A 24639-nucleotide genomic window follows, 5' to 3' on the forward strand; every position below is an offset into this window, starting at 1 on the left:
ATCAAAAGCGGCCCGCCCCAACAAAGGGACGGGCCGCTTTCGTGAAACTGCTTGGCTTACTTGGCCTTCTCGAGGACCTCGACCAGACGCCAGCGCTTGGTGGCACTGGTCGGGCGGGTCTCCATCAGGCGAACGCGGTCGCCGATGCCGGCGGTCTCGTTCTCGTCGTGAGCCTTGACCTTGCTGGTGGTGCGGATGATCTTGCCGTAAAGCGGGTGCTTCACACGATCTTCCAGCTCGACCACGATGGTCTTCTGCATTTTGTCCGAGACGACGTACCCGATCCGCTCTTTGCGGCGTGCACGCTCCTCGGTGGTGGACGTTTCAGTCACTTTTTGGTCCTCGCTCATGCGTCGTCACCGCTCTCGGCTTCGGGTCCTGAGGCCAGGCCGAGCTCGCGCTCCCGCATGACGGTGTACACGCGCGCGATCTCGCGACGCACGGTACGCAGCCGGCGGTTGTTGTCGAGCTGACCGGTGGCCATCTGGAACCGAAGGTTGAACAGCTCTTCCTTCGACTCACGCAAACGTTCGACCAGTTCTTCGTCACTGAGCTCGCGGAGCTCGGCGGCGGCGATTCCGACAGACATCAGAACTGCTCCTCCCTGGTCACGATGCGGGTCTTGATCGGGAGCTTGTGCTGCGCGCGACGCAGGGCCTCGCGAGCGGTCTCCTCATTGGGGTAGCTCATCTCGAACAGCACGCGACCCGGCTTGACCGGCGCGACCCACCACTCGGGCGAACCCTTACCTGAACCCATGCGGGTCTCGGCGGGCTTCTTCGTCAACGGGCGGTCGGGGAAGATGTTGATCCACACCTTGCCGCCACGTTTGATGTGCCGGTTGATCGCGATACGAGCTGACTCGATCTGACGGTTGGTGATGTACGCGCTCTCCAGTGCCTGGATGCCGTAGTCACCGAACGTCACCTTGGTGCCGCCCTTGGCCTGACCTTTCAGGCTGGGGTGGTGCTGCTTGCGGTGTTTGACCCGACGAGGGATCAACATGCCTCAGCCCTCCTGGTTCTCGGCCTGCGCGGGGGCAGGCGTTGTCGCTGGAGCGTCGACAGCCGCAGGTGCATCTGCGGTCGCGGTGGCCGCGCGTCCAGCTTCGGTGCTGGTCGCTGTGGTACCCGACGAACCGCTCCGCTTCGGGCGGGCCGGACGACGCGGACGACGATCTTCAGCCGGAGCAGCCGACGAGGACAGAGCCTCGCGCTTGCCACCGACGATGTCGCCCTTGTAGATCCACACCTTCACGCCGATACGGCCGAAGGTTGTCTTGGCCTCGTAGAGGCCGTAGTCGATGTCTGCGCGCAGCGTGTGCAGCGGCACCCGACCTTCGCGGTAGAACTCGCTGCGGCTCATTTCCGCACCGCCGAGACGACCCGAGCACTGGACCCGGATTCCCTTGACGTTGGGCTGACGCATGGCCGACTGGATGGCCTTACGCATCGCCCGGCGGAAAGCCACGCGGTTGCTGAGCTGCTCGGCGACACCCTGTGCCACCAGCTGAGCTTCCGACTCGGCGTTCTTGACCTCGAGGATGTTCAGCTGGACCTGCTTGCCGGTCAGCTTCTCCAGGTCGCCACGGATCCGGTCGGCCTCGGCGCCGCGGCGACCGATGACGATGCCCGGACGGGCGGTGTGGATGTCGACGCGAACCCGGTCACGGGTGCGCTCGATCTCCACCTTGGCGATGCCGGCGCGCTCGAGGCCGGTGGCCAGGAGCTTGCGGATGGCGACATCCTCTTTGACGTATTCCGCATACTGCTTGTCTGCGTACCACCGGGACTTCCAGTCCGTGGTGATACCGAGACGGAAGCCATGCGGGTTGATCTTCTGGCCCACTACTGAGCTCCCTTCCGGCGATTGCGGCCGGCGGCCGCGTCGCTCCTGGCGATGCTTTCCACCACGACGGTGATGTGGCTGGTCCGCTTACGGATCCGGAAGGCACGCCCCTGGGCGCGCGGACGGAACCGCTTCATGGTCGGACCCTCGTCGGCGAACGCCTGCGACACCACGAGGGTGCGACGGTCGAGGTCGAGGTTGTTCTCCGCGTTGGCCACGGCGCTGGCGAGCACCTTGGCAACCGGCTCGCTCGCAGCCTGGGGCGCGAACTGCAGGATGTCGAGGGCCTCGTCCACGTTCTTGCCGCGGACCAGGTCGATGACACGACGCGCCTTCATCGGCGTGACACGCACGAACTTCGCGGTCGCCTTGGCGGTCGGATTGGTTGTTTCAGTACTCATCTACCGACGCTTCGCTTTCCGGTCGTCTTTGATGTGTCCCTTGAAGGTGCGCGTCGGCGCGAACTCGCCGAGCTTGTGACCGACCATGGACTCCGAGACGAACACCGGTACATGCTTGCGGCCGTCGTGGACGGCGAAGGTGTGACCGATGAAGTCCGGAATGATGGTGGACCGACGGGACCAGGTCTTGATGACCTGCTTGGTGCCCTTTTCGTTCTGATTGTCGACCTTGCTCAACAGGTGGTCGTCGACGAAGGGGCCCTTCTTGAGGCTGCGTGGCATTCTCTAACTCCCTCCTGTTATCGCTTGTTCTTGCCGGTGCGCCGGCGACGGACGATCAGCTTGTCGCTGGCCTTGTTCTTGCGGGTACGGCCCTCGGGCTTACCCCACGGGCTGACCGGGTGGCGACCACCGGAGGTCTTGCCCTCGCCGCCACCGTGCGGGTGGTCGACCGGGTTCATCACGACACCACGGACGGTCGGGCGCTTGCCCTTCCAACGCATACGGCCGGCCTTGCCCCAGTTGATGTTGCTCTGCTCAGCGTTGCCGACCTCGCCGACGGTGGCGCGGCAGCGCACGTCGACACGACGGATTTCACCGGAAGGCATACGCAGCGTGGCGTAGGGGCCTTCCTTACCGAGCAACTGGATCGAGGCACCGGCGCTACGAGCCATCTTGGCGCCGCCACCGGGACGCAGCTCCACAGCGTGGATCTGGGTACCGGTCGGGATGTTGCGCATCGGGAGGTTGTTGCCCGGCTTGATGTCGGCGGTCGGACCGCTTTCCACCACGTCGTGCTGCTTGAGTCCCTTGGGCGCGATGATGTATCGCTTCTCACCGTCGACGTAGTGCAGCAACGCGATCCGCGCAGTGCGGTTCGGGTCGTACTCGATGTGAGCGACCTTGGCGTTGATGCCGTCCTTGTCGTGGCGACGGAAGTCGATCAGACGGTAGGCACGCTTGTGGCCACCACCCTTGTGACGGGTTGTGATGCGGCCGTGGGCGTTTCGTCCACCGCGGCCATGCAGCGGACGAACCAGCGACTTCTCCGGGGTGTCACGAGTGACTTCGGAGAAGTCCGCGCCGGAAGCGCCACGACGACCGGGGGTCGTCGGCTTGTACTTACGAATAGCCATGAGTCTTCTTGTCCTCTACTTCTTCGGTGGAGTCCGAGCGGCGTCAGCCGACCGGGCCTCCGAAGATCTCGATGGGCTTGCTGTCTGCGGTCAGTGTCACGATCGCGCGCTTGGTGTCCTTGCGCTTGCCGTAGCCGAAGCGGGTGCGCTTGCGCTTGCCCTGACGGTTGGCGGTGTTCACGCTCGAGACCTGCACGCCGAAGATCTCTTCGATGGCGATCTTGATCTGGGTCTTGTTCGACTCCGGATGCACGAAGAACGTGTACACGTTGTCCTCGATCAGTCCGTAGGACTTCTCGGAGATGACCGGCGCCAGGATGATGTCGCGGGGGTTTGCCTGAACTGTCATGTTTCTCAGGCCTCCTTCTCATCTTTTTTGGCGCCGTCGATGAAGACGCCGAGTGCCTCACGGCTGAACACGACCTCGTCGGCATCGAGCACGTCGTAGGTGTTCAGCTGGTCGGGTGCGATGGGCAGAACATGCTGCAGGTTCTGCACGCTCTTCCATGCGGCGACGTCTTCACGTCCGACGACCAACAGGAACTTGCGGCGATCCGACAGTTCCGCGAGGAACTGACGAGCGTCTTGGTCGACGGATCCTGTCCGGCGACCAATTCGGTGATCACGTGGATGCGCTCGTTGCGGGCCCGGTCCGAGAGGGCTCCGCGCAGGGCGGCGGCCTTCATCTTCTTGGGGGTGCGCTGGCTGTAGTCACGCGGCTGTGGTCCGTGAACGGTGCCACCACCGACGAACTGCGGCGCCCGGGTCGAACCCTGACGAGCCCGGCCGGTTCCCTTCTGGCGGTACGGCTTTGCGCCACCACCGCGAACCTCGGCACGAGTCTTGGTGGCGTGCGTGCCTGACGGGCGGCACCCTGCTGCGCGACGACGACCTGGTGCATCAGCGAGATGTTCGCCGGAGCATCGAAGATCTCGGCCGGCAACTCGACGGTGCCGTCGGTCTTGCCACCGAAGGCCTTCACGTCAACCGTGCGGGTCTGCTGCTTTTCAGTGTTGACACTCATCGGCTACGCACCGCCCTTCATTGCGTCACGAACGATGACAACAGCGCCCTTGCGACCGGGGATTGCTCCCTTGATCAGCAGCAGGCCTGATTCGGCATCCACCTTGTGAACCTTGAGGTTCTGAGTGGTGACCTTGTCGTTGCCCATCCGGCCGGCCATCCGCATGCCCTTGAACACGCGACCGGGAGTGGCGCAACCGCCGATGGATCCCGGCGAGCGGTGCACGCGGTGCACGCCGTGGCTGGCGCCCAGGCCCTTGAAGCCGTGGCGCTTCATGACACCGGCGAAGCCCTTGCCCTTGGAGGTCCCGGTCACGTCGACCAGTGCTCCGTCGGCGAAGATCTCGGCGGTCAGTTCCTGTCCGACGGTGTAGTCGGACACGTCGTGGACGCGGATCTCGGTCAGGTGCCTGCGCGGGGTGACCCCGGCCTTGGCGAACTGACCGGCGACAGGCTTGGTGACCTTGCGCGGGTCGATGGCACCGTAGGCGAGCTGCACGGCGGTGTAACCGTCGGTCTCTTCGGTGCGGATCTGGGTGACCACGTTGGGTCCGGCCTTGACGACGGTCACCGGGATCACCCGGTTGTCTTCGTCGAAGACCTGGGTCATCCCGAGCTTCGTGCCCAGGATTCCCTTCACATTTCTTTGAGTCATCTGATGATTCCCGCCACTCACTGGATGTTGACGTCGACGCTCGCCGGCAGATCGATGCGCATCAAGGCGTCAACGGTCTTCGGCGTCGGGTCGAGGATGTCGATCAGTCGCTTGTGTGTACGCATCTCGAAATGCTCGCGCGAGTCCTTGTACTTGTGCGGCGAGCGGATGACGCAATACACGTTCTTTTCGGTGGGCAACGGCACAGGGCCGACCACACGTGCACCCGTACGGGTCACGGTCTCCACGATCTTGCGCGCCGACGCGTCGATCGCCTCATGGTCGTAGGCCTTGAGCCGGATGCGGATCTTTTGTCCCGCCACGCTGTGTCCTCTTCCGTCAATTTCGGCTGCACAGATGAACACCTCGAACGACGCAACTGTGTAGTCGCATCCCCGTGACCAGAACCTTGCGGTGGTGATCGACGCTGTTCATCTGTCGTTGTTCAGTGCCTGCTTCCGCAGGCCCGTCCGGTCCACGCAGTCGGGCGTGTCGCAATCGCTACACATACCTCTGCGCATGCGCAGAACCCGTGGTGCCGGTGTGCGTCCAGGTGGACGCGGGTCGTACTTGCTTGTTGTGCACCACAACGGAAGCTCGAACCAGTTCGTGACCGCTTAGTTCGTCCGGTGATGCTCTCTGATCGACGGGGGCCTGTCACCTGGTCTGGACGTTCGCACGCTCAGACGACAGACATACAGGGCCGCGCTGCCGATCAAGGCAACCCGACAAGTATGCAATAGATCCGGCCCAGGTCCAAATTGCCCCGGCCCAGGTCACGACCCTGCCGTCACGACCGCGCATTCTCCGCACAAAACCTTCGCAGACTCTTCACAACATCTGCGCAGGGTGCGGACATCGGAGCACTACCGTCGCAGTCATGACCCCACACCCGCAGACGCCATCGGTGCTGGTCGTCGACGACGAGCCACTGATCCGTCAGTCGATCGCGGACCGCCTTGGCGCGGAGGGCTTCGCGGTGACCACGGCCGACACGGGGCCTGCTGCCATCGACGCCCATCGCAGCACCAATCCGGACGCGGTGATCCTCGATCTGATGCTCCCTGGGATGGACGGCCTCGAGGTCTGCCGGCGCATCCAGGCACATTCGGCGACCCCGGTACTGATGCTCACCGCCCGCTCCGGCGAGACCGACCTCGTCATCGGACTGGGAGTGGGCGCCGACGACTACCTTGCCAAGCCGTTCTCGATGCGCGAGCTCGTGGCGCGCACCCGCGCCTTGCTCCGGCGTGCCGAACGCTACGGCCCGTTCACCGACTCTGCCGTCGAGCCCGCGGCGGATCCGGCCGGCGAGGTGAGGGACGGGCTGCGCATCGACGAGGCCGCCCGGCAGGTGACGGTCGAAGGGCAAGAGGTACATCTCACCCGCACCGAGTTCGACCTCCTGGCGTTCCTGGCCCGCCACCCCGGCGCCGTGCTCAGTCGGGAACAGTTGCTCGACGCGGTCTGGCACTGGCCCGCCGCCGGAGAGACCCGCACGGTCGACAGCCACATCCGTTCCCTTCGCAAGAAGGTGGGGTCGTCTCGGATCCGGACCGTGCACGGCATCGGCTACGCGCTCGAGGTCCGCGCGGCGTCGGGAACCGAGGGACCGCCGTGATGCTGCCCCGGCCGCTGGACCCGCTGCACTCGTTCAAGTTCAAGACAGCGGTTGTGGTCGGTTGCGCACTGTTCACCTCCAGCGTGTCGTTCTGGATCACCGCGCAGTGGCAGTTCCGGTACGCCTTGCTGATGGCACTGCTCGTCGCGATCGTCGTCACGTTTGTGCTCGCCCACGGGATGACGTCTCCGCTGCGCGAGATGACGGGGGCGGTGCGCCGGATGTCCCGCGGCGACTACACCGCCCGCGTCCGAGCGACGTCCCGCGATGAGATCGGCACGCTGGCAACGGCTTTCAATCGGATGGCCGATGACCTCGCCGGCGAGGACCGCTATCGCCGCGAGGTCATCGGAAATGTCGCCCACGAGCTGCGGACACCGGTCGCCGCACTGCACGCAGTGCTGGAGAACATGGTCGACGGCGTGCGGACGCCGGACCAGGAGACCCTCGAACTGGCGCTCTCGCAGACGGACCGGCTGGGACGGCTGATCACCGAGTTGCTGGACCTGTCCCGGATCGAAGGCGGGGTCGCCCAACTCGACCACCAGCGCATCGACCTCGCATGCTTCGCCGAGACCGCCGTCGCCGAATGCCGGCTCCGCTCACCGGGCGACATCTCGTTTGCGATCGACGTCGCGGCGGCGCTCCACGTCAACGCCGACGAGGGCCGTCTGCACCAGGTGCTCGCCAATCTCCTCGACAACGCGGCCCGCCACTCCCCGCCCGGCGGCGTCGTGGAGGTCAGCGCCTGGCCGGAGGGCGAGATAGTTGTCATCGACGTGGCCGACCAGGGCCCGGGTATCGCGCCCGCCGAGCGACTGCGCATCTTCGAGCGGTTCAGTCGAGGCGGATCACGCGACGGCGGAACAGGTCTGGGTCTGGCCATCGCCCAGTGGGTGATCACACTGCACGCCGGCGACATCGGTGTGGTCGACGACCCCGAGGGATGCCGGATCCGGATCCGGCTACCGCTCGTGCCCCCCGACTGACGACCACCGACTGACGACTGCTCGAACGCGCACACCATCGCCGCAGATCGCGGCTCAATTTTGATCCATCGTCTCCGAGAGGTGCTACACCCATGCCCAAAACCGACAGTTCGGATGCTCCGCAGGCTTACCAATCGGTGGTGCTGACCAAGGAACCGGCCAAGGTCCGCCGGGTCACCCTCTCCACGTCGTTACCTGGGTCCGCGCCTGCGAAAGTCGTTGCGGCAGTTGCTGTCACCACGGTACTGGCGATGGCGTTGGTGCCGACCGACGCGATCGGGATCGGCATCGCACTGACCGGCATCGTTGTGCTGGCAGCCGTCTTCGCCGCGTCGCCCGAGCGGCCCACCGTGCCCGAGCTGATCACCACCACCGGCATCGTTGCACTACTACTCGTCTCGGGATGGCGCAGCGCCGGATGGCTGGCCGCAGTCTGCACGGCCATCGCGATCCTGGCCACGGGGACGCTGGTTGTCGGCGCCCGGACCATTCGCGAGATGGCCGCCGCCGTCGTCGCGCCGATCGTCGCCTTCCTCCCGACCGCCGCATGGTTGGGGCGCGGGATCGCCGACGGCGCACGGGACCGTCCGGTGAAGAACCTGGGAGCCATCCTCCAGGTTGCAGTGGTGACAGTGGTGCTCCTGGTGGTGTTCGGCGCCCTGTTCGCCGGCGCCGACGCGACGTTCGAGTCGTTGCTGAGCACTGTGTTGCCGGACGTCGGCGACACCGAGGTGGGCCCCGGCGTTGTCCTCGGTCTTGTCATCGGAGGAGCCGCCGCGATCGGGATCTACCTGCGTCACGCCCGACCACGTCTGGCGGACCGGTCGCCGCGCACGTCGGCCGAACCGTGGATGTGGGCAGTTCCCACCGGCACCGTGCTCGTGTTGTACATCGCCTTCCTGATCACCCAGCACGGGCCATGTTCGGCGGTGACGACTACGTGCAGGAGACGGCGGGACTGACCTACGCGGACTACGCGCGCACCGGATTCTGGCAGCTCTTCGCCGTCACGGCCTTGACCATCCTGGTGGTGTCGATCGCCTGGCAACGCGCGGACCGCAGCACGCCTGCCGGGCGGGTACTGACGCGGACGATCCTCGGTGGACTCTGCGTCGCGGCGCTTGCCGTCGTGGCTTCGGCGTTGCACCGGATGGACCTCTACATGGACACCTTCGGAGCCACCCGGCTGCGCGTCGGTGTGATGGCGACAGAGCTGTGGCTCGGAGCCGTCCTCGTCGCCCTGATCATTGCCGGCGTCGGCCTCGGCACCCGCCAATTGCCAAGGGCTCTAGGGTTTCTCACCATGGTGGCCGCATTGTCGTTCGCGGCCTACAACCCGGACGAACGAATCGCCCAGGCGAACGTCGACCGCTTCGAACGAACCGGCAAGGTCGATCTGGTCTATCTGGCGAACCTGTCCCCCGATGCCACCGAAGCGCTGCTGGGGCTGCCCGTCGACCTTCAAGAGTGCGTCCTGCGTGGCATCGGGCGCGACCTTGCGGACGAACACGGACCCACGGCATTCAATGTGGGACGACACGAGGCGCGCGAAGCACTCGACGGCCGCGAGCCAGGTTCTGCCGCTGCCCCGGTCAGCTGCGCGCCGCGCTAACTTACTCGCCGGTAAGATGCCGTCATGACTTCTTCCGTCCAGCCCCCTCGAAGCAGCCCCACTCACCGTTTCCGTCAGAAGCTCCCCGCAGGCCGGCTGGGCTCGGTGCTGTTCTCGATCGGGATGTGTGTGCGGGTCCCCTACTTCGCGACCATCCTCCCGTTCGTGAAGACGATGGAACCCGGCAGATGCGAGGTCGTCGCGCCGAAGTGGTTCGGCGTTCACAACCACCTCGGCACGTTCCACGCCATCGCGGCGTGCAATCTCGCCGAGGTCGCGATGGGAATGCTGATGGAGGCCACCGTGCCCAGCACGCACCGCTGGATCCCGAAGGGGATGGAGAGTCGCTACCTCGCCAAGGCCACCACCGGTCTGCACGCGGTCGCGACGCTGTCCGAACCGGTCGACTTCGCGGCCTTGACCGAGGGATGCGAAGTGCCGGTGGACATCACGATCACCGACCGCGACGGCGTCGAAGTGGTCCACTGCACCATCACCACCTGGGTGACGCCGTCATGAACCTCGGGTGACCACTTCTGGCGTTCCGTCGCCGTGCCGACTGCCGAATTTGGTCTTAGGCTTCTCAAATGAACGGTCAGCCGAGAAATATCGGGGTGGAAGAGGAGTTCCACCTCGTTGATCTCCGCACCCGCCGGTTGACTCCACGGGCGCCTGAACTGCTCGAGGCCCTGCCGCATACGGGCGGCTACGTGGAGGAATTGCAACGCTGTGTCATCGAGGTGAACAGTGCTGTGTTCAGCAGGCTCTCGTCGTTGCGTGATGATCTCCGTGAGCATCGTGCGGTCTTGGCGGACACGGCCCGCGAACTCGGGATCGGGGTGGTTGCCGCGGGCGCCATGCCACTCGCGGTCCCCACCGAACTACAGGTGACCGAGACCCCGCGCTACCGCCAGATGCTGGCCGACTACCAACTCCTGGCCCGGGAACAGCTCATCTGCGGAACCCAGGTGCACGTCGATGTCGCTGATCGCGACCAGGCGGTTCAGGTTGCGTGGCGACTGTCGCCACACGTGCCGACCTTGCTGGCGCTGTCCGCGAGTTCACCGTTCTGGGCCGACGGCACCGACACCGGCTATGCCAGCTCTCGCACACTCGTATGGCAACGGTGGCCCACCACCGGCCCATTTCTCCGTCTCGATTCCGCCGCTCACTACGACGCAGAGATCCAACGCCTGATCGACACCGGGGTCATCACCGACCCGGGAATGGTCTATTACGACGTGCGGCCCTCGGCGAGGCAGCCGACACTGGAACTCCGGGTCTGCGACAGCTGTCCCTCCGTCGACACCGTCGCGCTCGTCGCCGGCCTGTTCCGGGCATTGGTGCAGCACGAGATCACGGCCATGGCCCACGGCGAACCCGGCGTCGAGGTGTCACCCACGATCTATCGGGCGGCGTTGTGGCAGGCTGCGCGGTCGGGCTTGGAGGCAGACCTCGTCGACATGGTCGCCGCCAAACCGCGCCCGGCGGAGGACATGGTGCGCGAACTGGCGTCGATGCTGCGGCCGGAACTGGAGTCCTGCGGCGACTGGGAGACCGTCACCGAGCTCATCGACCAGGCGATCGGTGTCGGCAGTTCGTCGGCCAGGCAACGACGTGCGCTGCGGCGGCGTGGACATCTGTCGGACGTGGTGGACAGTCTGCTCACCGAGACCGCCGGCGCTGCCCCACCCCCGCCTACCGTCGCCGACCCCGCCAACCCGATGCTCCACAGCTACAACACACGCCACGACAACCCACAACCCGACCTCTACGACGAGGTGTTCGACGCCGACGGCCGGGTACGGGGCGCCTACCGCGGTGTCATCGAGACGCTGACAACCCTGGGCCCGGTGACCCTGCGCAATCGGCAACATCACATGGAGAGCGAGCAGAGCGCGGGCGGGATGACCTTCCGGGTCAGCGGCCAAGACCGGGCACAGATCTTCTCACTCGACGCGGTGCCCCGGATCATCGAGGCCGACACCTGGAAGCGGGTGTCGAAGGGTCTGCGCCAGCGCGCCCTCGCCCTCAACGCGTTCCTCCTGGACGTCTACGGCGACCAGGAGATCATCTCCGAGGGCGTCATCCCGCCTGAGATCCTGGACCGGGCCCCTGGGTACCGAAGCGCAGGCAATGCCCCACGGTGGCAACGGGTTCGGACGCACATCTGCGGGACCGATCTGGTGTCGACCGGACCGGGCGAGTTCTGTGTCCTGGAGGACAACCTGCGGGTGCCCTCGGGCGTCGCCTACGCGATCTCCAACCGCGCTTTGATGATGCGGTTCCTCGGCGAGATCAGGTGTCACGACGAGATCCTGCCGGTCGACACCATGCCGCAGATGATCGCCGAGACGCTGGGCGCCGCGCGTCCACCACGCGGCGATCCCAACGGCGCGATCGTGGTCCTGAGCGCCGGGTGGGAGGACTCGGCGTGGTTCGAGCACACGATGATCGCCGAACGCGCCGGGCTGGCCGTGGTGGACACCGGCGACCTTCGTGGTGACGGTAACCGGATCGTGGCGCGGATCCACGGCAAGGACGTGCCCCTCAGCGTCATCTACGCCCGCATGGACGAGGACATGCTGCTCTCGTCGACAGGATCCGATGGTGCCCCCCTGCGGCACCCGTTCCTCCGGGCGCTCGGAGCCGGAACGCTCGCGATCGCCAACGCGCTCGGCAACGGGATCGCCGACGACAAGGCCGTGTACGCATTCGTCCCGGCGATGATCCGGTACTACCTGGGTGAGGAGCCGGCCATCGACCAGATCCCCACCTGGCTGTGTGCCGAGCGCGATCAGCGCGACCACGTGCTCTCCCGCCTGGACGAGATGGTCGTGAAACCGATCGACGGCCTCGGCGGCTCAGGGGTGATGATCGGGCCCGAGGCCACCGAACAGGAGCTGGCCGAGCGGCGCAAAGACCTGATCGGACACCCGGAAAGGTTTGTCGCACAAGACGTTGTCCGGTTGTCCACCCACCCGACATTCGACGGTCAGGGGCTCTACCCGCACCACGTGGACCTACGTGCGTTCGTTCATCTACGGGCCGACGGGGACGGCAACGTCTCGGCCCACATGGCGCCCGCGGCCCTCACCAGGGTCGCCCCCTCGGGCAGCATGATCGTCAACTCTTCCCGTGGCGGAGGCGGCAAAGACACGTGGATCCTCAGCGGATCGTCGCGGGACCATGCCTGCCCGCAGACCCCAACCGAAAGGCGGTAGCGCATGTGCGGCATCAGCGGGGAGATCACCTGGGGCGGCGAACGGCCCGATCTCGCGGCCGTCGCAGCCATGACCGAGACGATGACCGCCCGCGGACCCGACGGCGAGGGCGCCTACCTCCACCGCAACGTGGCCCTCGGACACCGGCGACTGGAGATCATCGACCTGTCCGGCCGAGGTGCACAACCCATGGTCGACACCGCTCTGGGTTTGTCGCTGGTGTTCAACGGCTGCATCTACAACTATCGCGAGCTGCGCGATGAACTCGCGGGCCACGGCTATTCCTTCTTCTCGACCGCCGACAGTGAGGTGATCCTCAAGGCGTTCCACCGCTGGGGCGCCGACTGCGTCCAGCATTTCAAGGGCATGTTCGCGTTCGCGATCGTCAACACCGACACAGGTGAGCTGACGCTGGCCCGCGACCGCCTCGGCATAAAACCCCTGTACATCAGCGAGACGACGTCGCGGCTGCGCTTCGCATCGTCCATCCCGGCACTGCTGCGCGCCGGTGGCGTCGACACCTCGATCGACCGCGTCGCGTTGCACCACTACTTCACGTTCCATTCGGTGGTGCCCGCGCCGCACACCATGTATGCCGGTGTCCGCAAGTTGCCGCCCGCCACGGTCCGCACCATCAGGGCCGACGGCACCTCCACCGAGAAGCGTTACTGGGAGCCGGTTTTCGAGCCTCATCCCGATCGCCTGAATTGGGATGAGGCGCAATGGGGCGAAGCCCTGCTCGACTCCCTGCGGGTCGCGGTACGCCGACGGATGGTCGCCGACGTCCCGGTCGGCGTGCTGCTCTCGGGCGGTATCGACTCGTCCCTGGTCGTCGCGCTGCTCGCCGAGCAGGGTCAGCGCGACCTCGCGACGTTCAGCATCGGATTCGACTCGGCCGGTGGAGAATCCGGTGACGAATACGAGTACTCCGACCTCATCGCGAGCACGTTCAAAACCGACCATCACAAGATCCACATCGGCACCGACCGTCTGCTCCCCGCCATTGCGGGCACCGTCGCGGCGATGAGCGAGCCGATGGTCAGCCACGACTGCGTGGCGTTCTACCTGTTGTCCCAGGAGGTCAGCAAGTCGATCAAGGTGGTGCAGTCGGGACAGGGCGCCGACGAGATACTCGGCGGCTACGACTGGTATCCACCCCTGGAGAACACTCCGCGCGAAGATGTCACTAAGGCATACGCCTCGGTGTTCTTCGACCGTTCGCACCACGAGCTGAACACGTTGTTGCGCAGCGACTATCGTCTGGACCACGACCCCAGCTGGCAGTTCGCCGCCGAGCACCAGAACGCGCCGGGTGCCGCCACTGCCGTCGACGCGGCCCTGCGTCTCGACACCACCGTGATGTTGGTGGACGACCCTGTCAAACGCGTCGACTCGATGACCATGGCGTGGGGTCTGGAAGGTCGCGTCCCCTTCCTCGATCACGAGTTCGTCGAACTCGCGGCCACGTGCCCACCGGGGCTCAAACTCGCGCACGGCGGCAAAGGGGTACTCAAGGAGGCCAGCCGCGCCCTGCTGCCTGCTGAGGTCATCGACCGCACGAAGGGGTATTTCCCCGTCCCCGGCATCCGCCACCTGGACGGCGGAGTCCTCGACCTGGTCAACGACACCTTGCACGCCGAGTCGGCGCGTCGCCGCGCGTTGTACGAAGACGATGCCATCGCCGCACTGCTGGCCGCCCCGAATCGGACTCGCACCACCCTGGGCTCGAACGCGCTGTGGCAGGTCGCCATGCTGGAGATGTGGCTACAAAGCATGGAGTCGATGACAGGCGCGCCGGGGTCGAGGTGACGCCGGCGGTCACAGGCAGCTCTGCGCAGCGCACGTCGGCCGCGACGACCTCGGACAGCACCCGTCAGCGCCACAGCTATGGTGCGTCGGTGTCGCCGGGAGGAAAGGCGCTCGCCTACATCCTGGACGACGGCACCGGGTACCCGCGGGCTGTGCAGCGATCTCTCAGCAGGGCGGGCGCCGGACCGCTGCGGATGGTCGATCTGCCGTGCACCGGGCCGGTACGCAAACTGATCCACTCCGCGGACGGGCACTGGCTGGCGTGCGAGGTCGCGCCCGGAGGCGGCGAACACCATCAGGTGTGGGTGGTGACCACCGATCCCCACGACACCGCCGCCCACCGGGTGGCTGCCGCCGACGACTACGCGACGGTCGAGCTGATCGGTTGGGACGTGAACCGGGTGCAGCTCACCGCAACCGAGGCCGACGGAACCGCCCACGCTCTCATCGCCGATCCCCTGTCGCAGTACGTCATCGACCTCGACGCCCGGGTGGGTGGGCACTTGGTCGATTCGTGGAAGGACGCCGCCCTGCTGCGGGTCGGACCACGCGGTTATCGCGACATGTTGCTGCTGCGCCGAGACAACCGGCGTTCGGCGCAGTCCGATCCGCACGCCACGACCATCACCCCTCTGCTCCCCAACGACACCGGGGCGACGTCCGACCAGGGGGTGATCCTCGACCAGGGCTACCAGCACTCGTCCCTGCTCTTCCCCGGCCTCGGCCTGCCGAAGCTTCACAAGGACCTCGACAGCGTGCAGGCCCTGGTGCGCAGCGACTTCGACGCCAAGTTCCCCCGACTACTCGGTATCGAGTCCGCGCGGGAGGGTATCCGGTTCGCGGTCATCGCCGAGCGGCCGGACTGCGGCTTGGACGAGTTCGCACTCAGCTACGACCAGAGCACCCTGGCAATCCTGTGGAACAACAAGGGGCGCAGCGAGTTACAGGTGATGACACTGCCCGACCGCACGCTGCACCCACCGATCGAGTTGCCCGGTGCGGTTGTCAGTGAATTGTCGATCAGTACAACGGGTTCCCTGATCGCGATGACCGTGCAGGGACCCGACCTCCCTCCCGAGGTGGGTCTGGTGAACTGGCGTGAGGCGCATTGGACTCCCCTTGACCACCCCGATGCCACCAACCACAGCACCACAGATCGCCGCGGCACAAACCAGCCCGAACACGTCGAGTTCTTCGCCCGCGACGGGATGCCGTTGTCGGGTTGGCTCTATCACCCGGACGAATCGGCGTCCAGGGCCGCTCGTGCGCGGCGGGCGGGCCAGGGCGGGGGCTCCGGCGCCCAACCGGCACTCATCTACTTCCACGGCGGACCCGAAGCCCAGGCCCGGCCCGACTACAGCTTCCTGTTCCCAGCCCTGCTCGAGGCAGGCATCACCGTCCTCGCGGCGAACGTGCGCGGCTCGGGAGGATCCGGCCGGCTGTTCGCCCACGCCGACGACCGGTACGGCAGATATGCCGGGATCAACGATGCCGCGGACTGCGCGGCGTTCCTCGTCCGCGAAGGATATGCCGATCCCGGCCGGATCGCCTGTGCGGGAAGGTCGTACGGCGGATACCTGACGTTGGCATGCCTGACCTTCCACGCCGAGACGTTCGCGGCTGGCGTGGCGATCTGCGGGATGAGCGACCTTCAGTCGTTCTACGAGAACACCGAACCGTGGATCGCGGTGGCCGCCTACACGAAATACGGACATCCTGACGCCGACCGGGAACTGTTGCGCGACCTGTCGCCCATCCATCGCATCTCCGAGCTACGTGCGCCGCTGCTGGTGATCCACGGCCGACACGACACCAACGTCCCGGTCAGTGAATCCGAGCAGGTCGTCGAGTCCGCTCGCGCACACGGGCAGAAGGCCGATCTGATCCTCTTCCCCGACGAGGGGCACGAGATCGTGAAACGGGACAATCAGCGTGTGCTCACCGAGGCCCTGAGAGACTGGGTGCTCGACGCATTCGCCACACCCGGCTCATCCGGCATCGGTAGCCGCTAGCCACCCGTCACAGAGGAAACCGTGTCCACACACCAGTCGCAGCCACCGTTGGTCTCGTACCTGAGCGGCGAGCGCTCGGGGTCCGCGCAGGCGAGTGTGCTGGGCGATCTGCGGCGGGTGATCCTCGACGGCAGCGCGGCGCCCGGTACCGCCATCCCGGTCGGTGAGGTGGCAGATCTCTTCGGTATCAGCGCGATCCCGGTGCGTGAGGCCCTCAAGACCTTGATCGGCGAAGGCCTGGTGGGCCATCAGACCGGCGGGGGTTACTTCGTCGCGCAGCTCACCCTCACCGAGTTGAAAGAGATCTACTTCGTCCGGGGTGTCCTCGAGCAGGCCGCCTTGAGCCGAGCATGCGAGCTGGCCACCGACGACGACCTGGACCGCGCGCGCAGACAACACGAGGCACTGCAGGAAGCGACCATCGCCGGCGACAGGCGCGCGTACCACGTGCATTCGCGTCTGTTCCATCGCGCACTAGCGGCGCCGTGCGGCATGCTTCGCCTGCTCAACATGTTCGACTCCACATGGGACATCACCGAACCGTTCCAGGTCATGCAGCGGGCGACCGGGCCCACCCAGCTGCAACTGCACAGCGACCACGAGAAGATGATCGACGCCATGGCCAGGCGTGACGCCGGCGACTTGATCTCGATCGCACAGGCCCACCATCGCCGGCTCGAATCGGTGATCATCGAGACCGCCGCCGAGCTGAACGTGGCTCGCGAGGATCAGCCACCGGTTCGCTGATTCGCCCGCAATTCGCGCTCTACCAGAGCGTTTCTGGCCGGTGCTCGCAGAATATATCGCATTCCCTGGCGTTGTCCCGGCCGATTTGTCACGTACGTAATCAGGGTGCAACACAACGAACTTAGGTTTTTCTCAGCCGCACAGGAACTCCGAAACGGTTCGAAACGACTCGAGGATGCCGCCCATGACAAACGTCAAGACTCCAGGTTCTGAACCCGAGATACCGACCAATCACAACAATGCAGCGGGCGAGAGCGTCATCAAGCTCGGTTACGACCAGCGCCTCACCAATGAGGACCTCGCGCCACTGCGCCACCAGACGTGGACCTGGTACAACATCTTCGCGTTCTGGATGTCCGATGTGCACAGCGTCGGCGGATATGTCTTCGCGGGCAGCCTCTTTGCGCTGGGCATCGCCGCCTGGCAGGTCTTGGTCGCCTTGGTGATCGGCATCGTGATCGTCAACCTGCTCTGCAACCTCGTTGCCAAACCATCCCAGCAGGCGGGTGTGCCCTACCCGGTGACGACCCGCGTCGCCTTCGGTGTCCGCGGCGCCAACATCCCGGCCATCATCCGCGGTCTGATCGCAGTGGCCTGGTACGGGATCCAGACCTATCTCGCCTCGGTGGCGTTCGGCCTCCTCGCTCTCAAGTTCTGGCCGTCACTCGAGAAGTACAGCGAGAGCGGCGACATGGCCTTCCTCGGTCTGTCACCGCTCGGCTGGGCCGGCTTCATGCTCATGTGGGTCCTGCAGGCGATCGTCTTCTGGAACGGCATGGAGACCATCCGTAAGTTCATCGACTTCTGCGGACCCGCGGTCTACGTGGTCATGGTCATCCTCGCCGGTTACCTCATCTGGAAGGCAGGCTGGGACAACGTCAGTTTCGATCTGTCGGTCGGCCCCAGCAAAACCGGGTGGGCATCCATCACCGCTCTGATCAGTGCCATCGCCCTTGTGGTGTCGTACTTCTCGGGACCGATGCTCAACTTCGGCGACTTCTCCCGCTACGGCAAGTCCTACAGCGAGGTCAAGAAGGGCAACTTCTGGGGACTGCCGGTCAACTTCTTGTTCTTCTCGATCCTGGTGGTGTGCACGGTGTCCGCGGGCGCCACGGTGATCGGTACGGACGAGGCGGGCAATATCATCACCGATCCGGTGCACATCGTCGACAAGATCGACAACACCACTGCTGCCGTCCTGGGTGTCCTGACATTCGCCATCGCGACCATCGGGATCAACATCGTTGCCAACTTCGTCTCCCCCGCATTCGACTTCTCGAATGTGGCACCTACCAAGATCACGTGGCGCGCCGGCGGAATGATCGCGGCGGTCGGTTCCATCCTCATCACCCCGTGGAACCTGTACAACAATCCCGACGCCATCCACTACACACTCGACACGCTGGGTGCGGTCATCGGGCCACTGTTCGGAATCCTGATCGCCGATTTCTACCTCATCAAGAAACAGAAGATCGAGGTCGACGACCTGTTCACGATGAACGAGAACTCGATGTACTACTTCCGCGGCGGCGTGAACCCGGTTGCGGTGGTGGCGACCATCGTCGCGGCGCTGGTTCCCATCGGCGTGGTCATCTGGGGCACCAGCTACCAGGCCAGCTTCACCTGGTTCATCGGTGCGGCAATCGGATTCGTCATCTACATGCTGGGTATGAAGTTGCTTCCCACCGAGCTGATCTATGGCACCCGGACCCGGACCGCCGAGCCGTCCGAGGCGCCGGTCATCTGACCGGATCAACCCGATCCATATCTTCGATCGCGGGTGGCCGGCTGCGTCTGCGGCCGGTCACCCGGGCGGTGCTCGTGCCGGGACAGGAATACTGGTTGTCGTGCGTATCAGCGTCATAAATCCCAATACGACCGTGTCGATGACCGAGCAGATCGCGGCCGCGGCGCGGTCGGTGGCGGCGCCGGGAACCGAGATCGTCGGCGTCACCTCCTCGATGGGGCCCGCCTCGATCGAGTCTCACTACGACGAGGCCTTGTCCGTTCCCGGCGTGATCGAAGCAATTGTCCGCAGCGAGCGCAGCGAGCATCCCGCCGACGCCTACGTGCTGGCCTGCTTCGGAGACCCCGGGCTCGATGCAGCCCGCGAAGTGGCCTCGGTTCCTGTGGTCGGTATCGCCGAAGCCGCGATGCACGCCGCGTCCTTGCTCGGTCGCACCTTCTCGGTGGTCACCACGCTGGGCAGAACGATGGGTCGCGCCGAAGAGCTCGCCGAACGGTATGGACTGGCGGGCCGCTGCCGCGGCATCCACGCGTGCGAGATCCCGGTGCTCGAACTAGAGACCAATCCCGACACCGCAGGCATCCTGGTGGACGCGTGCCGTTCAGCCGCCGAAGCGGACGGCAGCGACGCGATCGTCCTGGGTTGTGCCGGCATGGCCGATCTCGCACAGGTCATCAGCGCCAAGATCGGCATTCCTGTGGTCGACGGAGTCGCCGCGGGCACCTTGCTGGTCCAGTCGTTGGTCACCATGGGTCTGCGACCCCGGAACACGGGCGAACTCGCACCGCCGATCCCGAAGGTCTACAACGGCCTGCTCGAGCCTTTCGGGCGAGGTGCGATCAGTTGACCGACCGCGTGAGGTCCGAGTCGACGATGCGCGAGAGCAATGCGGTGACCACACCCGCCATCTCATAGGGATCGCCGATCACGCCGAGGTCGGGAAGCGTGTGCATCACGGCCGCGTACACCGCTGCGTTGTCGTCGAGACCGAGCTCAGCGGTCAGTACGCGATATTCCTCTATGACCATCTGGAGGCGCCCGTAGGTGACACGGCTTCCACCGTATTGCGCGGCCACTCGATCCGGCACACTTGCCGCGGTCTTCGTGATGACGGAGAGTGCGGGAGCACCCGCTTCCGCCGGACGTTCGGACGCCGAAATCGTATCGCTCACGAGGATCTCCGCTTTCGCTCTTCTCTCGCCGGTGGCGAGGTGGATTAAGGGTGCCATACGTACAGAAATGTAGGTCGGGCCCTTGATGGGGAAGGCACCCTGTCTATTTATGACGTTGATCACTGCAGGTGACAGAGCTGCCACAGAAACTCACGACGATCGAAATAAGTGAGCGTCACGGTCAATTTCGTGCTTTGCTTTTTGTTTGCATTCGCGAATGAACAGGCGCCGCTGCCGGTTTGACATGTAATACTCCTGATTCATGACCTCCCCCACCTTGTCGCTGGTCATTCCTGCGTACAACGAAGCCGATTCGATCGGTTGGTTACTCGAGTCCCTGATGACCGAGTTGGATCAGCTCGACGAGATCATCGTCGTCGACAACAACTCCACAGATGAGACGCCGCAGATCGTCGCCGGGTTCACCGACCGCATCACCCAATTGCGTGTCATCACCGAGAAGCGGCCAGGCGTCATCGCCGCGCGCAACGCAGGTTTCGACACCGCGACCGGCGACATCATCGGAAGGATCGACGCCGACGCCAGAGCGAAGCCCGGTTGGGCCCGTGCGGTCCGCGAGTTCTTCGCAACTGCCGACCAGACAATCGGTGCGGGCACCGGCTTCTTCGACCAATACGACATGCCTCTGCAATGGGTGCACAGGAAGTTGCTGACGGTCGCGCTGAAATCGGCCGACAAGAAGGGCGGCGACCTTCCGTCGCTGTTCGGCGCGAACATGGCGATCCGCCGGACGACCTGGGAGCAGATCCGCCCGATCCTGCTCGACCAGAACGGTATCTTCGACGACCTCGACATCACGTTGTGTGTGACCGAGGTCGGCCAGCGAAGCGTGTTCATCCCAGGCATGGACATCAGCGCCTCGGGACGCCGCATGCTCTCGAGCGTGGAGGTGTACCGCAAGTTCACCGACTACATGCCCGCAACCTACGAGGCACGCGGCATGCACGAGCAAGCCCGCAGGTCTGTGGCCAACGTCCGGACGATGCGGGTGCTGCATCGCATCTTCTGGCTGCCGTCACGTGCGTGGGACCCGGTCAAGGGCCGGTACTCGCTGAAACAGCTGTTCTCCAAACACAAGACGAGGGTGCTTCCGTACGCGTCGTCCTGACCACATCCCGGCGATTGGTGACGCCCCGGCATCATCCCGTAAACTCTCAACGAGAGGTTTACAGTTTGTGATCGGATGAGGGGCAAGGTTTGCTGCGAACGCTGGATCGACGATGGCTCACGGGACGGATCGCCCTGGTATGCACGGCGGTGATGTGCCTGGGGTTGACCGCACTCGTGGCGCCTGCGACGGCGGCACCTGCACCGACAACATCCGACGAATCACCAGAGGGTGCCAACGACTGGTCCTGCATCCCCAGCCCGGCACATCCCCGCCCGGTTGTCCTGGTCCACGGGACGTGGGCCGATATGGCCACGACGTGGAAGACGCTTTCTCCGGCGCTCAAGGCCGAGGGGTATTGCGTCTTCGCTCTCAACTACGGAACGAGGGCGCCCGGGACACGCCAGAACCTCCTCGATCTCGTCGGCGGCGACACCATCGAGCGGTCGGCCCGCAGTCTCGGCGACTTCGTGTCGCGCGTCCGCACCGCGACCGGGGCACCGCAGGTCGATGTGGTCGGGCACTCCCAAGGAGCGCTTGTCGCGCGGTCGTACCTGAAGTCGGGCGGGGGCACGGATGCCGTTCGTCCTGAGCGCAACATCGTCCGCACCCTGGTCAGCCTTGCCGGCACCAACCAAGGGACAAGCTTCAACATCAACCAGCAGCTCGGCGCGATCGCCGAGATGCTCGGAATCCCGGTGGTCACGCTTGCCGCCGCAACGGTGGGACCCTCGTACATCGAGCAGATGGCGGGCTCGCCATTCCTTCGCGAACTGGCCGCCGGCGGGGACACCCGTCCCGGGGTCGACTACGTGGCGGTCGGTACCAAACAGGACACGATGGTGACGCCACCGGAGCACTCGTTCCTCAAGCCGATGCCGGGCGCGACCGTGAAGAACGTGTGGGTGCAGGACGGTTGCGAGAGCGCTGAGGCCAACCACATGGAGGTCACCAGCAGCCCCCGTTCGGTGTGGATCACCCTCGCTGCCCTCGACCCGGGATATGCGCGGACACATCCGGCACCGTGCCCCTGACGCAGACTCGTGGCTCGGGCTGGCAGAGACGTCAAAGCAGGGTTGTGACGATCCGCGCAGCCTCGTCGAAGTCCCCGGCGAGATGGGTGCCAGGAGCAGATCCGAGATAGTCCCGGTAGATGGCCGAGATCTTCTTGTTGGCGTTGTCCACCATCACCACCGGCTTGTCGAGCAGAACCGAGAAGACAGCTGCGTGGAGCCGGTCGGTGACCACGACCTTGCCCTCGGACAGGATGTCCACTGCGTTGCGGATGATCAGATCGCACTGGTAATCGAACGCCCACCGGGCGTACGGGTAGGCCCGCGCCCGGACCCGCGGCACCTTGTGGATCGCCGAGTTCGCCAGGCTGACCGGCCACCACTTGAAGTTGTCCGCCACCGACGCATGCCATTCGGTCCTCGGGACGCCCGGGAACGCCCGGGCGACAACGTCTTTCTCGTGCATCGATTCTTGATCCCGGCGTTTGAGCATCACCACGTCGCGGCTCGGTTCCCTTACCGGCGGCAATGGCCGGGCTCCGAATGCCAGGTCCGGACAGTAGACCACCCGATTGTCGGGAAACAATTCGCGGGTCATTTCGCAGCCCGCCCTGTCGCGGATCATCAGTGTCAGATCCGGGTGCCGGGAGTAAACGGCCTGCGCACGCTCGAGCGCAGTCTTGTCGAGAAAGTCGATCGTCTGCGGCATCTGGATGATTTTTCGGTCCGGATTCTCCTCGATCACCCGTTCACGAAATAGCTGGAATCGGTCATATCGATCGCCGAAATTCCCACCACCCTGCAGCAACAGCGGGCCCGTCGGCAGTCGACGCGAAAGGGCGGCGCGGTCATATGTATGGGTCGCGCAGACATATGCGGGCTCGATCCCCAGCCGATCGAGGTACGCCAGCTGTCCGCGATAAATGAGGAGGTCGCCGGAATTGAAGTGGTTGGGGTAGTCCAGAACGGCCACCCGATCACCCGGGATCTCCGCCCGCAAGATGTCTGCGGTCTCCTGTTCGATCTGGTCTACAGCTGTCGTCACGCGTACATCCTTCTGTCAGGGGCCTGCCCCATCCCCATCGGGCGGCGCCCGAGTGGACGGTTCGGTATCAGGCGATCGGCCGGTCTTCTCGATCGGCGAACAGTCGCTTGATGCTGTGCTTTCGCGTCATCGGATCGTACGTACGGGTGGGTACCCAGAACGCGAGATACATCGTCCGCGCGATCCACACATTGATCCACGCGCCCGGGCTCGTGACCGGTCCCCGTGCAGCTCCCATGTGCGGGGAACGCCCCGGGTGAACTGCCAGTACAACTTTCGGCTCGTCAGCATCCGCCGACCGGACACCTGCACCCGCATGCCCTCGATTACGGCGATCTTCCGACCGACAGCGCGCAACGCGATCGAGATGTCCAGATCCTCCCAGATTCCCGGCTCGTCATGGGTCAGCGACTCGATCTGCTCCCACACTTCGCGCCGAATCGCCATGTTGGCCCCGTAGACGCCAGGAGATTGCTTGACCTCGTCACTCTCCCCTTTTCGCGATGTGGTCGCGATCCGCATCAGAGCACGGTGCACCCCTTGAAGAGGCATGTCGTACTGGGTGAACGGGCCCACGGCCGCGCCGAACTCGGGGCCCGCGGACGAGAAGAATGTGTCGATCGCGGCGGCCCACCCCGGCGCGACGATGGTGTCCGCGTCGATCCGTGCGATGACGTCGCTCGTGGCCGACGCCAGGCCGCAATTGCGAGCGGGCACGATTCCCTGACGACTCTCGTCGAGCAGTCGTATCTTCTGGACGGTCGCTTGGTGAGCGGCCACTATGTCGGCTGTTTTATCGGTCGAATTGTTATTGACCACAACTATCTCCGCGATGTCGTCGATTTGTTCGACGAGATTGTCGAGACACCGACCGATCGAAACTTCTTCGTTGAATGCTGGTATGACCACTGAAATGGACACAGCTCCCCCTCGCCTCGACGACCTCAATAGACAATTGGCTGCTCAATGCTCCACATGCCATGTATCTCATGAAATGCGGCGCGCCAAACGAATGCGCGTTGGGACTCACTTTACGAGATTAGTGGACGCAGGTGTAATTGCCCCGCATTTCGCCTGACGCTCGTATGAACGGGCGAATATAACTCGGTCGACGCAGATCGAGCGCGCGAGTTTCGCGAGCGGGGCACCGGGAGGGCTCGCGGTACTGGCACACGCGCGGCCTGCAGACCGAGCGCGCACAAGTCTCGCGAGCGGGCCTCCAGCTTCGCTCGGGATACCGGCACCCGCTCAGCCTGCAGATAGAGCGAGAGCGAGGTTCACGAGCGGGCCACCGGGAGCGCTCGCAGTACCGGCACAAGCTCGGCCTGCAGACCGAGCGCGCACGAGTTTCACGAGCGGGCCCCCGAAGCCCCGCTCGCGGTACCGGCACAAGCGCGGCCGGCAGACCGAGCGCACACGAGTTTCGCGAGCGGGGCTCGAGGCCCCGCCGCCTGGC

At 65.0% G+C, this 24639-nt stretch carries 26 protein-coding genes and 1 pseudogene; 13 read left to right on the top strand and 14 right to left on the bottom strand.

Annotated elements, in window-relative coordinates; all coding sequences use genetic code 11:
- Positions 1-56: 56 nt before the first annotated feature.
- The 11 genes and pseudogenes from rpsQ to rpsJ form a co-directional block, all read right to left on the bottom strand.
- Positions 57-350: a 30S ribosomal protein S17 gene (gene rpsQ / locus W823_RS37485; protein WP_023956016.1), complete on the bottom strand. Its 294-nt coding sequence runs from the start codon at positions 348-350 to the stop codon at positions 57-59.
- The gene (gene rpmC, locus W823_RS37490) at positions 347-589 is read right to left on the bottom strand and encodes a 50S ribosomal protein L29 (RefSeq protein ID WP_023956018.1); all 243 of its coding nucleotides are present in this window, start codon (positions 587-589) and stop codon (positions 347-349) included. The genes rpsQ and rpmC overlap by 4 nt, the downstream gene beginning before the upstream one ends.
- Positions 589-1005: a 50S ribosomal protein L16 gene (rplP, locus tag W823_RS37495; RefSeq protein WP_023956020.1), complete on the bottom strand. Its 417-nt coding sequence runs from the start codon at positions 1003-1005 to the stop codon at positions 589-591. Before rplP ends, rpmC begins: the two co-directional genes overlap by 1 nt.
- A gap of 3 nt (positions 1006-1008) precedes the next feature.
- Complete coding sequence (gene rpsC, locus W823_RS37500) at positions 1009-1848, bottom strand: 30S ribosomal protein S3 (RefSeq protein WP_023956022.1); 840 nt, start codon at positions 1846-1848, stop codon at positions 1009-1011.
- Positions 1848-2249: a 50S ribosomal protein L22 gene (gene rplV / locus W823_RS37505; RefSeq protein WP_023956024.1), complete on the bottom strand. Its 402-nt coding sequence runs from the start codon at positions 2247-2249 to the stop codon at positions 1848-1850. Before rplV ends, rpsC begins: the two co-directional genes overlap by 1 nt.
- Positions 2250-2531 carry a 30S ribosomal protein S19 gene (rpsS, locus tag W823_RS37510; protein ID WP_023956028.1) on the bottom strand — a complete coding sequence of 94 codons (282 nt, stop codon included), beginning with the start codon at positions 2529-2531 and terminating at the stop codon, positions 2250-2252.
- A 17-nt stretch (positions 2532-2548) separates the two neighbouring features.
- Positions 2549-3385: a 50S ribosomal protein L2 gene (gene rplB, locus W823_RS37515; protein ID WP_023956030.1), complete on the bottom strand. Its 837-nt coding sequence runs from the start codon at positions 3383-3385 to the stop codon at positions 2549-2551.
- 43 nt (positions 3386-3428) lie between these two features.
- Complete coding sequence (gene rplW, locus W823_RS37520) at positions 3429-3734, bottom strand: 50S ribosomal protein L23 (protein WP_023956032.1); 306 nt, start codon at positions 3732-3734, stop codon at positions 3429-3431.
- A gap of 5 nt (positions 3735-3739) precedes the next feature.
- Positions 3740-4194, bottom strand: a pseudogene (rplD, locus tag W823_RS37525) (50S ribosomal protein L4); the annotation flags it as partial.
- A gap of 218 nt (positions 4195-4412) precedes the next feature.
- On the bottom strand, positions 4413-5063 hold the full coding sequence (rplC, locus tag W823_RS37530) for a 50S ribosomal protein L3 (RefSeq protein ID WP_031331700.1): 651 nt from the start codon (positions 5061-5063) through the stop codon (positions 4413-4415).
- 17 nt (positions 5064-5080) lie between these two features.
- Positions 5081-5386, bottom strand: a complete 306-nt coding sequence (gene rpsJ, locus W823_RS37535) for a 30S ribosomal protein S10 (protein WP_003938093.1) — start codon at positions 5384-5386, stop codon at positions 5081-5083.
- 557 nt (positions 5387-5943) lie between these two features.
- On the opposite strand from rpsJ, the gene W823_RS37545 reads away from it, so the two are divergent.
- The 11 genes from W823_RS37545 (at position 5944) to W823_RS37585 (ending at position 19671) form a co-directional block, all read left to right on the top strand.
- A complete protein-coding gene (locus W823_RS37545) occupies positions 5944-6684 on the top strand; it encodes a response regulator transcription factor (RefSeq protein ID WP_023956044.1) in 741 nt (246 codons plus the stop codon).
- Entirely contained in the window at positions 6684-7673 is a 990-nt protein-coding gene (locus W823_RS0128365; RefSeq protein WP_031331705.1) for a HAMP domain-containing sensor histidine kinase, read from the top strand. Before W823_RS37545 ends, W823_RS0128365 begins: the two co-directional genes overlap by 1 nt.
- Positions 7674-7765: 92 nt before the next feature.
- Entirely contained in the window at positions 7766-8635 is an 870-nt protein-coding gene (locus W823_RS58055) for a DUF4153 domain-containing protein (protein ID WP_051406402.1), read from the top strand.
- A complete protein-coding gene (locus W823_RS58060; RefSeq protein ID WP_051406403.1) occupies positions 8593-9285 on the top strand; it encodes a DUF4173 domain-containing protein in 693 nt (230 codons plus the stop codon). Before W823_RS58055 ends, W823_RS58060 begins: the two co-directional genes overlap by 43 nt.
- Positions 9286-9309: 24 nt before the next feature.
- Positions 9310-9804, top strand: coding sequence for a hotdog fold domain-containing protein (locus tag W823_RS37555; RefSeq protein WP_023956046.1), 495 nt, complete (start codon positions 9310-9312; stop codon positions 9802-9804).
- A 68-nt stretch (positions 9805-9872) separates the two neighbouring features.
- On the top strand, positions 9873-12509 hold the full coding sequence (locus tag W823_RS37560) for a carboxylate--amine ligase/circularly permuted type 2 ATP-grasp protein (RefSeq protein WP_023956048.1): 2637 nt from the start codon (positions 9873-9875) through the stop codon (positions 12507-12509).
- A gap of 3 nt (positions 12510-12512) precedes the next feature.
- On the top strand, positions 12513-14318 hold the full coding sequence (locus W823_RS37565; protein WP_023956050.1) for an N-acetylglutaminylglutamine amidotransferase: 1806 nt from the start codon (positions 12513-12515) through the stop codon (positions 14316-14318).
- Between the two features lie 89 nt (positions 14319-14407).
- Positions 14408-16330, top strand: coding sequence for a S9 family peptidase (locus tag W823_RS37570; RefSeq protein WP_051406416.1), 1923 nt, complete (start codon positions 14408-14410; stop codon positions 16328-16330).
- 21 nt (positions 16331-16351) lie between these two features.
- Positions 16352-17077, top strand: coding sequence for a GntR family transcriptional regulator (locus W823_RS37575; protein WP_023956054.1), 726 nt, complete (start codon positions 16352-16354; stop codon positions 17075-17077).
- A gap of 184 nt (positions 17078-17261) precedes the next feature.
- On the top strand, positions 17262-18824 hold the full coding sequence (locus W823_RS37580) for an NCS1 family nucleobase:cation symporter-1 (protein WP_023956056.1): 1563 nt from the start codon (positions 17262-17264) through the stop codon (positions 18822-18824).
- A gap of 100 nt (positions 18825-18924) precedes the next feature.
- Complete coding sequence (locus W823_RS37585) at positions 18925-19671, top strand: aspartate/glutamate racemase family protein (protein ID WP_031331710.1); 747 nt, start codon at positions 18925-18927, stop codon at positions 19669-19671.
- On the opposite strand, the gene W823_RS37590 is transcribed toward W823_RS37585, so the two are convergent.
- Positions 19664-19996, bottom strand: a complete 333-nt coding sequence (locus tag W823_RS37590) for a hypothetical protein (protein WP_152538005.1) — start codon at positions 19994-19996, stop codon at positions 19664-19666. The genes W823_RS37585 and W823_RS37590 overlap by 8 nt on opposite strands.
- A 262-nt stretch (positions 19997-20258) precedes the next feature.
- On the opposite strand from W823_RS37590, the gene W823_RS37595 reads away from it, so the two are divergent.
- Both W823_RS37595 and W823_RS37600 read left to right on the top strand, forming a co-directional pair.
- Positions 20259-21125 carry a glycosyltransferase family 2 protein gene (locus W823_RS37595; RefSeq protein WP_023956062.1) on the top strand — a complete coding sequence of 289 codons (867 nt, stop codon included), beginning with the start codon at positions 20259-20261 and terminating at the stop codon, positions 21123-21125.
- Positions 21126-21214: 89 nt separating this feature from the next.
- The gene (locus W823_RS37600; RefSeq protein WP_023956064.1) at positions 21215-22159 is read left to right on the top strand and encodes a triacylglycerol lipase; all 945 of its coding nucleotides are present in this window, start codon (positions 21215-21217) and stop codon (positions 22157-22159) included.
- Between the two features lie 31 nt (positions 22160-22190).
- On the opposite strand, the gene W823_RS37605 is transcribed toward W823_RS37600, so the two are convergent.
- Together W823_RS37605 and W823_RS0128380 are read right to left on the bottom strand one after the other, a co-directional pair.
- On the bottom strand, positions 22191-23183 hold the full coding sequence (locus tag W823_RS37605; RefSeq protein WP_023956066.1) for a polysaccharide pyruvyl transferase family protein: 993 nt from the start codon (positions 23181-23183) through the stop codon (positions 22191-22193).
- 126 nt (positions 23184-23309) lie between these two features.
- A complete protein-coding gene (locus W823_RS0128380; protein ID WP_235189446.1) occupies positions 23310-24104 on the bottom strand; it encodes a glycosyltransferase family 2 protein in 795 nt (264 codons plus the stop codon).
- Between the last annotated feature and the right edge of the window lie 535 nt (positions 24105-24639).

The organism is Williamsia sp. D3, from assembly GCF_000506245.1.
GTDB lineage: Bacteria > Actinomycetota > Actinomycetes > Mycobacteriales > Mycobacteriaceae > Williamsia > Williamsia muralis.